Origin of the sequence: Nitratidesulfovibrio oxamicus (assembly GCF_015731765.1) — a bacterium.
Lineage (GTDB): Bacteria > Desulfobacterota > Desulfovibrionia > Desulfovibrionales > Desulfovibrionaceae > Cupidesulfovibrio > Cupidesulfovibrio oxamicus.
In genome coordinates, this window is sequence record NZ_VRYY01000750.1 from 1 (window position 1) to 11,406 (window position 11,406).

An 11,406-nucleotide genomic window follows, 5' to 3' on the forward strand; every position below is an offset into this window, starting at 1 on the left:
ACGGCGTGCTGCTGGACGATGGGCGCAGCCTGCCCGCACGGGTGGTGCTGCTGGCCACCGGCGTGGCCCCACCGCCGCTGTTCGCGGCATCGGGGCTGTCCACCCGAACGGGCAACGGGACGCATGGAGGGCCAAACGGCGGGACAGGCGACGGATCGGGCGGCGGGCTGGCGGTGAACGCGCACCTTCAGTCCATCGCCCACCCGGACCTGTTCGGCGGGGGCGACTGCATCCAGTTCACCCCGGGGCCGTTGCCCCGCGTGGGTGTGCACGCCGTACGCCAGGGGCTGGTGCTGGCCGCCAATCTGGGCATCCGCCTGGACGCGCATGCGGCCCGGCCATCCGGCCAGCGGCTCCTTGCCCCGTACATCCCCCGCCCCGGCCATCTGCTGGTGCTGGATACCGGCGCGGGCACTGGCGTTCTGCACCGCCCGCTGGGCGGCGGCGCACTATGTTTCGGTGGTCGCCTGGCCTTCCTGATCAAGCGGGCCATCGACACCCGATTCATGCGAAGCCACCTGCCGCCCGATGGCGTCCGCCCCGGCGAATGTCCGTGGGACGGCCAGGCCTGACCCCGCCCGATCCTGCCCGATCTGTCCCGATCTGGCCCGCTCCTGCCCGACCTGGCCTGCCTGGACCCTCTCCAGCCGGACAACGGCGTATCACTGCGCATGGGCGCGGCGGAGAATCCCCCCAGCAACGCATGAAGGCCGCCACATCATGTGGCGGCCTTCATGCGTTGCTGGCGAAAGATTGCGCGTGCCGCGCCCTGCCCAGCTAGCCGGAACAGGACTGGTTGCCGCAAAAAGCCAAGAAGCGTTGCGCCTCGGGAAAGTCGGGCCGCAGGTCCAGGGCCTTGGTCAGATGCTGCACGCAGGCTCCGGTGTCGCCCTTGTCGAAGTGCACCCGCGCTATGTTGAAATGCAGGTGTTCATCCTCGCGGCATTCCAGCGCCTTGTGATAGAAACGCAACGAATCGTCGAAGTGCCCGTTCTTGCGCAGGCTGATGCCGAACTTGTTGAAACGCACCCGGTGCTCCATCAAAAACGCCTCGTCGCTGCCCATCAGCACATGAAGCACCTTCCGCAGCCGGGCCGCATCCTTCTTTTCCGCGTACACCTCGCCCAGGCCGAAGTTGGCGGTTACGTTCAGGTCGTCGATCATCAGGGCCTTGATGAAGGCCTTTTCCGCGTCGTCCAGGCGCAATTCCGTCAAACAGGCCTCGCCCTCGACCAGCTTTCGATGCAATGAAGTCAGCGCGGGTACCGTGTGATTCTTGTAATACATCGGCTCCGGCATGTAATTGCGAAGAAATTCAAGCTCTTCCATTGGCTTGCGGATTCCTGACGGCACATGATGCACATTGAGCGGCTGCACTTCGCAGATGGTGGAATCCAGCTTGCGCGCATACCAATAGGTGACCTGCCGTTGCTGCGACGCGGTGCCGCCTATGCCAACCATGGCATCCTGTTGCAATGAATACACGCCAAGTATGATAGGATACTGTTCGTCGTGCACGGGTACTCCCCTGCTGTGCGCCATGGCGCGTCCAGCGCCCTGCCTTCCGGGCAACTAATTTCCGTATACAGCATTGCATTATCCTCCGTGTCAAGGCCGCCGCACACCATTACGGGCGCACGGACTGCACATGTCGGGCTAACCCTACCTTCCCCATGGGGAAACACCGGCAAGGGTGCGTCAGGCTCCGATTGACGCCACGCCAGTCCGCGGCAAAGAATAATGTTCCGCTTCGCTGGTGTATAGCACAGCAAACACAATACCGACTCCGGCAGGCGCCCTGCGCGCCACAGGACACGCAACCCATGCCCAGACTTTCCCGCACCGCACCCTCGCTGCTCGGCGTCGTCGCCCTGGCCTGCGCGGTGGCGGCCCTGCTTTACGCCCTGCTGGAACTGCCCGCCCCGGACGATACCGCATGGCGTGGGGGCACCATCCGGGTGGGCTACGCCCTGGAACCCCCATACGCCTACCGCACCCCGGAAGGCACCGTGACCGGCGAAGCCCCGGAAGTGGCCCGCGCCGCGCTGGCCCGCGCGGGCATCAAGCGGGTGCGCTGGGTGCTCGGTGATTTCAACGCCCTGATCCCCGACCTGCTGGCCGGGCACATCGACATGATAGCTGCGGGCACGTTCATCACGCCCGACAGGGCCGTCCGCGTTGTCTTTTCACTGCCCACCAGCTCCGTGGGGCAGGGGCTGCTGGTGCGGCGCGGCAACCCCCACGGCCTGCACGACTATGCATCCCTTGCCGAGCGCAGCGAGGTTACCCTGGCCGTGCTGGACGGTGCGGTGGAGCACCGCCAGATGCTGCTGCTGGGCATGCCCGCCGAGCGGCTGTTTCCCGTGGCCGACGCGCACGCGGGCATGACCGCCGTGCGCAGGGGCCGCGTGGACGGGCTGGCCCTTTCCGGCCCCACGGTGGTACTGTTGGCCCGCCAGCACCCTGATGACCTGGAGGCCGCGCACCCCTTCACCCCGCCGGTCATTGACGGCAAGTCCGTGGCCGGGCTGTGCGCCTTTGCCTTTCGCAAGGAGGACGCCCACCTTGCGGACAGGGTGAACGAGCAGTTGCGCGCCTTCATCGGCACGCCGGAGCACCTTGCGCTGGTGCGGCCCTTCGGCTTCGATGCCTCCACGCTGCCCCCCTGGTCCGTGTCCGGCACGTCGCACGGGCAGGAAGGACGCAACGGGCCAGGCCCCGGCCAGTGACCGGCACCGGGCTGCCGCCGCATTCCCGGCTTGCGTGAATCCTGTTCCCCGCGCGTCCGCACACCACGTCCACCGTACCACATCCGCCACCTCCACAGGGTTCGCCGCCACAGGGTTCGCCGCATGACCAGACGCCCCGCCATCTCGCAGAGCCGCAACATCGCCATCGCCGGTGGCATCATGGCGCTGGTGTGCTCGGGCATCCTGCTGCTGTGGGTGAATCACGGCTGGCAGGCCAGCCTGCGCGGCTTCCTGCCGGTGGTGAAGGCGCTGCGCATCGCCAGGGCCGACCTGCTGAAGGGCCAGCTGGCCGCCGAGCGGCAGTTGGCGGGCGATGCCAACATTCCCCCCGGCATCCACGGCGCCTACTTCGAACAGGGGGCAGGCAGGCTTTACGACGCCGTGGACGAACTGCTGCCCTCCGGTGACAGCGCCCTGCCCGTCATTTCGGCCATCCGGCCCTTTCACGAGGACGCCCCGGAAATGCTGGCGGCCCAGTTGCGCATATACGCCGACGGCATAGGCGCCCTGAACCGCGCCACCAACGCCCGGCTTTCCGCCCCGACCGAGGAACACCCCCTGCTGGCGCTGGAGCAACGCCGCGCCTTCACCGAACTGGACCGGCTGGGCGATGCGCTGGAGCGCAGCGTGTTCTCCCGTTTCGTGGAGGACGCCGAACGCCAGAGCCGTCTGACCCGCGTGGTCTTCGTGCTGTGGATGATCTTTCTGTGCGGGCTTACCCTGCTGTTCAAGATTGCCGCCGACCGCCGCCGCGCCGCGGAAATGGCCCTGGTGGACAGCGAGGAACGCTGGCAGTTCGCCCTGGAAGGCCCCGGCGACGGCGTGTGGGATTGGAACATCAGCACCGGCCAGGTGTTCCTGTCCCCCCGCTGGAAGGGGCTGCTGGGCTACGAAGAGAACGAGATCGGCACCTCGCCCCGCGAATGGGAAGGCCGCGTCCACCCCGACGACAGGCAACGGGTGCAGGCCGACATGGACATGCATCTTTCCGGCGCCACCGCCACCTACCAGTCGGAATACCGCATGCGGCGCAAGGACGGCGCATACATATGGGTACTGGCCCGTGGCAGGATCATGTCCCTGACGGAAGACGGCACGCCGCTGCGTTTCGTGGGCACCCATTCCGACATCACCGCCCGCCGACAGGCCGAGGAAGCCCTGCGCGCCAGCCGCGAAAACCTGGCCGTCACCCTGCGCTCCATCGGCGATGCGGTGATGGCCACCGACCGGGCCGGACGCATCACCCTGATGAACCCGGTGGCCGAACGGCTGACCGGCTGGCCCTTTGCCGCTGCCAAAGGGCGGCACATCGGAGAGGTGTTCGTCATCGTGGCGGGCCGCACGCGCGAACCCGTGCCCGACCCGGTGGCGCAGGCTGTCAGCACCGGCAAGGTGGTGGAACTGACCAACGATACCCTGCTGCTGGCCCGCGACGGAGCGGAATACCAGATCGCGGACAGTGCCGCCCCCATCCACGACGCGGCGGGCGAAATCACCGGCGCGGTCCTGGTGTTCACCGACGTCAGCGCCAAGTATGCGGCGCGCCGCCAGTTGCTGGCCAGCGAGCGGCAGTTCCGCGCGGCCATCGAGGAAGCGCCCGTGCCGGTGATGATCCACGACGAGGACGGCACCGTGCTGGCCCTGAACCGCAGTTGGTGCGAACTTTCCGGCTACACCCCCGACGACGTGCCCACACTGGCCCGCTGGGAAGAACTGGCCATGCACGGCGAGCCGGTGCACGTGCCGAAGGCGCCACCGGACGCACGACCGGACGCACGACCGGATGCGGCCCCCGAAGGGGTGCCGGGCGCGGCCCAAACCGACGGGACCGGCAAACGGGCGGATGATCGGCCAGGCACCGCCGCAGAAGGCGGCACCGGCCACCCCGCCAGCGATACCGACACGCTGTACGCCCTTGGCGGACGCAGGGCCGACGGCGAACACCCCGTCATCTGCGCCGACGGCTCTGCCAGGGTATGGGACTTCAGCTCCGCCCCGCTCGGCTCGCTGCCCGATGGCCGCCGCGCGGTGATCCGCATGGCCGTGGACATCACGGACCGCAAGGAGGCGGAAGCCGCCCTGCTGCGCGAAAAGGTCGCGGCAGAGGCCGCCAACCTGGCCAAATCCGAATTCCTGGCCAACATGAGCCACGAAATCCGCACCCCCCTCAACGGCGCGCTTGGCATGCTGCAACTGCTGCAAACCACCCCCCTGGACGAGGAACAGCAGGACTACCTGACCAGCGCCATCACCTCGGCCCGGCGGCTTACCCAACTGCTGTCCGACGTGCTGGACCTTTCGCGGGTGGAAGCGGGCAGGTTGGCCCTGCGCGCCGCGCCCTTCGCGCTGGAAGGGGTGGCCGGGTCCATCCGCGACATCTTCCTGCTGCCCGCGCGCGAAAAGGAACTGGAACTGGACATCCGGCTGGACCCGCGCCTGCCCGCGCGGCTGGTGGGCGACGAGGCCCGGCTGCGCCAGATCGCCTTCAACCTGGTGGGCAACGCCATCAAGTTCACCGATACGGGGTCGGTGACCGTGGAACTGACCCCGCTGGGCCTGCCCCCGGCTGCACGCCCCGCCGGGAACGCCAAAGAAGGCGCGGCTGGCGGCGCAGAGGGAAACACCCCGCCCCCCCGGCCCGCCCAACTGCGACTGTTGCTGGAGGTGCGCGACACCGGCATCGGCATTCCGGAATCGCACCTGGAGCGCATCTTCGAGCCCTTCAGCCAGTTGGACGGTTCGCACGTGCGGCGGCATGGCGGGGCGGGGCTGGGCCTGTCCATCGTGCGACGGCTGGTGGCCCTGATGGGCGGCGAGCTTTCGCTGGAAAGCACCCCCGGGGCGGGCACCACCATCTTCATCTCGCTGCCTTTCGGCGCCCTGTGGGATGCCGACGGCGCGGACCGGGCACCCGCGCGCGGGCAGGGAGCTCCCGGCCCCAACGGGACCAGCGGGCCGAACGGATCCAGCGGGACCAACGGGTCTAACGGGTTTAACGGACCCGGCAAATCAACCGTACAAGGCGTATCGGACAACAAAGACGACGGGATGGGCATGCCCGCCCGCCATGCAGGTGTTTCCGCCCTGCCAAGGGGCATCGCGCAGCCCGGCAAAGGCTCCTCCAGGCCCCGAAGCGCAGCGGCAACGCCGGATGCCGAACCCGCCCCCGACGATGCCGCAATGCCGGAACACCAGACCGGGCTGCATGTGCTGCTGGTGGAGGACGATGCCGTGAACCAGCTTGCAGTACGGCGCATGCTGGAAAAATCGGGCATGACCGTGACCCTGACCACCGACGGCCAGCAGGCGCTGGACGCCCTGCATCACGGCACGTTCGACTGCGTGGTCATGGACGTGCAGATGCCGGTCATGGACGGACTGACGGCCACCCGCGTCATCCGCACCGACCCGGCCTTTGCCGCCCGCGCGGCCATACCCGTGGTGGCCATGACCGCCCACGCCATGGTGGGCGACCGCGAATCCTTCCTGGATGCGGGCATGGACGACTACGTGTCGAAACCCGTCGAGATGGGCGTACTGAGACAGGCCATCCTGCGCGCCATGCAGGCGCGGCACGGCTCATCGAAATAGCCCCACTTGCCTTCCCGTTCCGGTGGGGGCCGCACGGTTCGTTGGCGCTCCCCATGCGCCCTCTGTGCCCCTTGCGCTCCGCGCCGTCCGTGCGATCCGTGCCGTCCGTGCGATCTGTGTGGTCCGTGTGACCTGGCATGACCTGACGCGGTCGACGTGACCTGACGCAACGCGGCGCAACGGCACCCCTTCGCTCCCTCCTGCAACGGTCCCCTCGGCCACGCCTCGTGCGGTCGACCAGTTCCCTCCGCCTCCTGCTCTTGCGCCCCGCCCCCGTGCGCGAGCCCTTCCTCTGCCCCCCTCTCCTGTACGAAAAACACGAATTTTCAGAAATAACTGACAGTAATTCCGAAAAACATGACTGCGCCGCGCACTCCTTCATCGTGAACTCACGTGGTTACGGCATGTTAGCGATCACCTACCCGCTGGCCCGCCTCTTGCTGTGCATTCTTTCACAATGGGGCTCGCAATCCCCCAACCCTCAGCCGGAGGCATGCGCATGCCACCCCGTTCCCCAAGTTTCTGGATCATGGCCGTGGGCCTGGCCGTGGTTGCCCTCGGCGCAAGCGCCTGGGGCGTGAAGGCCACGTCCACCACCGCGTTCTGCATGTCCTGCCACGAGATGAAGGTCTACCAGACGGAACTGGACGCCTCGCCCCACGCCAAGGACGCCAAGGGCGCACCCATCGGGTGCTCGCAATGTCACATCCCCGGTACGGGCCTTGTGCGCATGGTCGCCGCCAAGACGTACCTGGGGGTGAAGGACATCTGGGCCCACTACGGCGGCGAAGGCGAGGACATGGACCGCGCCGCCATGCAGCCCATGGCGCGCCGTTTCGTGGATGACGCCAACTGCCGCGCCTGCCACCAGGACCTGACCCGCAACGCCAAGAACGACGGCGCCGTGTCCGAAACAGGACGCCTGGCCCACGAAAACTACGAGGGCAAGAACGGTATTTCCCGCAGTGGCTGCGCGGGTTGTCACCGCAACATGGCGCACCTGCCGCGCTTCGACCAGCGCCTTGCCGCCAACGCCAAATTCGCCGCCAAGCTCAAGGAGGCACGTCCATGACGTCCGATCCCACGGGAACCACCCCGGCCTCACGGCCCACCTCCATCCTGGCGCACCCGCTGCTGCGCAACCGCGCGGTGGTGGTGCTGGCGGGCACGGCCCTGCTGGTGGCCGCGTTCTTCCTGTACGTGCGCCTGGCCTTCCCCGGCGTGCGCTGCGAGGCGGCCAAACACCTGGATGCGCCCGAAAAGATGGGCGACTGCTACGGCTGCCACGCAAAGTCCACGCCCCGCGTGGCCCAGGACTGGTACGAGGGCAAGCACGGCATCACCCTGGTGCGCTGCCAGACCTGCCACGGCCAGCCCGACGGCAAGGGCGCCATCGCCTTCAACCGATCGCCCGGCGTGGAAATCTGCGCCCGCTGCCATGCCCCCAGCATGGACCGCATGGAAGCCAAGTTCGGCACGCGCGGCAACTGTTCCTCGTGCCATCCCAACCACCAGAACCCCATGCACGGCGACGCCTACGTCAACCGGCAGGCCACCACCAAGACCTCGCTCGACTAGCGGCGGCACAAGGAGACAACCATGGAATGCTCCAGACGCGACTTTCTGCGCTACATGGCCCTGTCCGCCGCGCTGGCCGCCGTCAGCGGCGCGCCGCTGCCGGCATCGGCCGCCCGGCAGGACGACAAGCCCGACACCTGGGTGAAGGGCGTATGCCGTTACTGCGGTACCGGCTGCGGTGTGCTGGTGGGAGTGAAGAACGGCAAGGCAGTGGCCATCAAGGGCGACCCGGACAACCACAACAAGGGCCTGCTGTGCCTCAAGGGCGCGCTGCTGATTCCGGTGCTGAACTCGCCCGACCGGGTCACCAGCCCCATGGCGCGCAAGACCAAGGGCGGCCCGCTGGAACCCATCGGCTGGGACGAGGCGCTTGACCTGCTGGCGAAGAAGTTCCGCACCGCCATCGACACCCACGGTCCCAAGTCCGTGGCCTATTACGGCTCCGGCCAGTGCCTGACCGAGGAATCGTACCTGGCCAGCAAGATCTTCAAGGCCGGGCTGCGCACCAACAACGTGGACGGCAACCCCCGCCTGTGCATGGCGTCCGCCGTGGGCGGCTACGTGACTTCGTTCGGCAAGGACGAGCCCATGGGCACCTACGAGGACATCGACCAGGCCTCGTGCTTCTTCATCATCGGGTCCAACACGTCGGAGGCGCACCCCGTGCTGTTCCGGCGCATCGCGCGGCGCAAGCAGGCCACGCCCGGCGTCAAGATCATCGTGGCCGACCCGCGCCGCACCAACACCTCGCGCATCGCCGACCTGCACATCGCCTTCCGCCCCGGCACCGACCTTGCCCTCATGAACTCCATGGCCTGGGTCATGATCCACGAGGAACTGGACAACTCCCGCTTCTGGGGCAAGTACGTGGCCTTCAAGGACAACGAGGGCAAGGACTGCACCTTCGACGACTACAAGGCCTTCCTGGAGGACTACAGGCCGGAGAAGGCCGCCGCCATCTGTCACATTCCGGAAGAGCAGATATGGCAGGCCGCACGCCTGTTCGCGGAATCGCCCGCCACCATGTCGCTGTGGTGCATGGGCATCAACCAGCGGGTCCGCGGGGTGTGGGCCAACAACCTGATCCACAACCTGCACCTGATCAGCGGGCAGATATGCCGCCCCGGCGCCACCTCCTTCTCGCTGACCGGCCAGCCCAACGCCTGCGGCGGCGTGCGCGACGCGGGCGCGCTCTCGCACCTCCTGCCTGCGGGCCGCGTCATCGCCAACCCCAAGCACCGCGCCGAAATGGAACAGCTGTGGGGCGTGCCCGAAGGCACGATCTCGCCCGACCCCGGCTATCACACCGTGGCCATGTTCGAGGCGCTGGGCAAGGGCGACGTGAAGGCCCTGCTGATCTGCGAGACCAACCCCGCCCACACGCTGCCCAACCTGAACAAGGTCCACAAGGCCATGAGCCACCCGGACTCGTTCATTGCGGTCATCGAGGCCTTCCCCGACGCCGTCACCCTGCGCTACGCCGACCTGGTGCTGGCCCCGGCCTTCTGGTGCGAGCGTGACGGCGTGTACGGCTGCGGCGAGCGCCGCTACTCGCTCATCGAAAAGGCCGTGGAGCCGCCGCAGGGCTGCCGCCCCACCGTGAACACCCTGGTGGAGTTCGCCAGGCGCATGGGCGTCGACCCCAAGCTGGTCAACTTCCGCAACGCCGCCGACGTGTGGGAGGAATGGCGCACCGTCAGCAAGGGCACCACCTACAACTTCTACGGCATGACCCGCGAACGGCTGCGCAAGGAATCGGGCCTCATCTGGCCCTGCCCGGACGAAAAGCACCCCGGCACCCGGCTGCGCTACGTGCGCGGTGAAGACCCCATCGTGCCCGCCGACCATCCGGACAAGTTCTTCTTCTACGGCAGGCCCGACGGCAAGGCCGCCCTGTGGATGCGCCCCTACCAGGGCGCGGCGGAAGAACCCGACGCCGACTACCCCCTGTACCTGACCTCCATGCGCGTCATCGACCACTGGCACACCGCCACCATGACAGGGAAGGTGCCGGAACTGCAAAAGGCCAACCCGTCCGCTTTCGTGGAGATCAACGGCGACGACGCCAAGAACCTCGGCATCGCCCACGGCGACGCCTGCGTTGTGGAAACCCGGCGCGACAAGCTGACCCTGCCCGCGCGCGTCAGCGACGTGTGCCGCACCGGGCTCATCGCCGTGCCGTTCTTTGACCGGGAAAAGCTGGTCAACAAGCTGTTCCTGGACGCGACAGACCCCATCTCGCGCGAGCCGGAATACAAGATCTGCGCGGCGCGGATACGCAAGGCGTAGGGGGCCGGCAGAGGAAGCAATGCGGGGGAGGGGCCCCTTGCGGCAGCCGTTAAGGGTTCCCTCCCCGGCGCCTCACTCCCCAGTCAACATTCCAAGGAGGCCACGATGGCCATAGCAGGCATTCTGGTGCAGACCGACGTGGACACGGCGGAAGCGGTATGGACGCGGCTGTCGGTGGACCCGGGCATTTCCGAGGTACACCGGGCCGAGATCCCGGGGCGGCTGGTGGCGGTGCTGGAGGCCGCGTCGGACCGCATGGAACAGGAGTTCAAGCGGCTGGCGGCGTGGGACGGGGTGCTGTCGGTGGACTTGGCCTACCTGACCTACGAGGATGAACTGGCCGACGGCGGAGCCATCAAGTGTCCCCCGTGGGAACGCAAGCACCGGAGCGCCTGAGGTGCCCGCTTCCTCCAAGCAGCCGGAGGGGAGCGGCGCGCTGTCTCCAGCGTCCGGCCTTTTGCGGCCACCGGGCGCACGGGCCGAGGCGGAGTTCCGCGCCCGGTGCATCCACTGCGGCAAATGCGCGGAAGCCTGCCCGTACGGGTCCATCCGCATGGCCGCCGGGCGCATGGCCGGACTCCTGGGCCAGGCGCGCAACACACCGTACATCCACGCCAGGTCCATCCCCTGCTGGCTGTGCATGAAGTGCCCGCCGGTGTGCCCTTCAGGCGCGCTGCGACCGGTGCGCGACATGGCCCGGGCGGACATGGGCATGGCCGTGCTGCTCAAGAACCGCTGCCACAACTGGGTGGGCACGGTGCTGTGCCGCACCTGCTACGACAAATGCCCGTTGCGCGGTACGGCCATGGTGCTGGAAGGCGGCGACATCCCCGCCGTTGCCGATGCCTGCGTGGGCTGCGGGGTATGCGAGCACGTCTGCCCGGTGGACGCCATCGTGGTGCGCCCCAACGCAGGACGCAGGACGGCATCAAGCATGGATGAAACCGCCGGGCACGGGATGGCGGCAGGCGGGGCTGACGCCACCGACGCCGCGCCCGGACACGGAGGGAACCCGGCATGAAACCGTGGCACGCACGCTGGCGACGCCCCGTGCAATGGGCCGTGCTGGTCCTGTTCGCGGCGCTGCCCTGGCTGAACCGCAAGGGGTTCCACGGCGTGTCCGGCACGCTGTTCTCGCTGGAGGCATGGGGCCTGCCGCTGGCCGACCCGCTGGCCGCCGCACAGGTGCTGGCAGCAG

General features: G+C 67.9%; 9 protein-coding genes and 1 pseudogene. 9 read left to right on the plus strand and 1 reads right to left on the minus strand.

Features of this window, described 5'->3' with window-relative positions; all coding sequences use genetic code 11:
• The coding region (locus tag FVW20_RS18115) for an NAD(P)/FAD-dependent oxidoreductase (protein ID WP_504739167.1) at window positions 1-572 on the plus strand (572 nt) is incomplete at its 5' end.
• A gap of 205 nt (window positions 573-777) precedes the next feature.
• On the opposite strand, the gene FVW20_RS18120 is transcribed toward FVW20_RS18115, so the two are convergent.
• Window positions 778-1,542 carry a tetratricopeptide repeat protein gene (locus tag FVW20_RS18120; RefSeq protein ID WP_196610676.1) on the minus strand — a complete coding sequence of 255 codons (765 nt, stop codon included), beginning with the start codon at window positions 1,540-1,542 and terminating at the stop codon, window positions 778-780.
• Window positions 1,543-1,823: 281 nt separating this feature from the next.
• Between FVW20_RS18120 and ehuB the strand changes: the two genes are divergently transcribed.
• The 8 genes and pseudogenes from ehuB to FVW20_RS18160 all read left to right on the plus strand — a co-directional run.
• Window positions 1,824-2,729 carry an ectoine/hydroxyectoine ABC transporter substrate-binding protein EhuB gene (gene ehuB / locus FVW20_RS18125; protein ID WP_196610677.1) on the plus strand — a complete coding sequence of 302 codons (906 nt, stop codon included), beginning with the start codon at window positions 1,824-1,826 and terminating at the stop codon, window positions 2,727-2,729.
• A 123-nt stretch (window positions 2,730-2,852) separates the two neighbouring features.
• On the plus strand, window positions 2,853-6,341 hold the full coding sequence (locus FVW20_RS18130) for a PAS domain-containing hybrid sensor histidine kinase/response regulator (RefSeq protein ID WP_196610678.1): 3,489 nt from the start codon (window positions 2,853-2,855) through the stop codon (window positions 6,339-6,341).
• 499 nt (window positions 6,342-6,840) lie between these two features.
• Window positions 6,841-7,413 carry a cytochrome c3 family protein gene (locus tag FVW20_RS18135; protein WP_231039250.1) on the plus strand — a complete coding sequence of 191 codons (573 nt, stop codon included), beginning with the start codon at window positions 6,841-6,843 and terminating at the stop codon, window positions 7,411-7,413.
• Window positions 7,410-7,919 carry a hypothetical protein gene (locus tag FVW20_RS18140; protein WP_231039251.1) on the plus strand — a complete coding sequence of 170 codons (510 nt, stop codon included), beginning with the start codon at window positions 7,410-7,412 and terminating at the stop codon, window positions 7,917-7,919. The genes FVW20_RS18135 and FVW20_RS18140 overlap by 4 nt, the downstream gene beginning before the upstream one ends.
• Before the next feature lie 21 nt (window positions 7,920-7,940).
• Window positions 7,941-10,208 carry a nitrate reductase gene (locus FVW20_RS18145; RefSeq protein ID WP_196610680.1) on the plus strand — a complete coding sequence of 756 codons (2,268 nt, stop codon included), beginning with the start codon at window positions 7,941-7,943 and terminating at the stop codon, window positions 10,206-10,208.
• 105 nt (window positions 10,209-10,313) lie between these two features.
• A complete protein-coding gene (locus FVW20_RS18150; protein WP_196610681.1) occupies window positions 10,314-10,604 on the plus strand; it encodes a chaperone NapD in 291 nt (96 codons plus the stop codon).
• Window position 10,605: 1 nt separating this feature from the next.
• Window positions 10,606-11,229, plus strand: a complete 624-nt coding sequence (locus FVW20_RS18155) for a 4Fe-4S dicluster domain-containing protein (protein WP_307831651.1) — start codon at window positions 10,606-10,608, stop codon at window positions 11,227-11,229.
• Window positions 11,226-11,406 (plus strand): annotated as a pseudogene (locus FVW20_RS18160) (hypothetical protein); the annotation flags it as partial. The gene FVW20_RS18155 and the pseudogene FVW20_RS18160, both read left to right, overlap by 4 nt.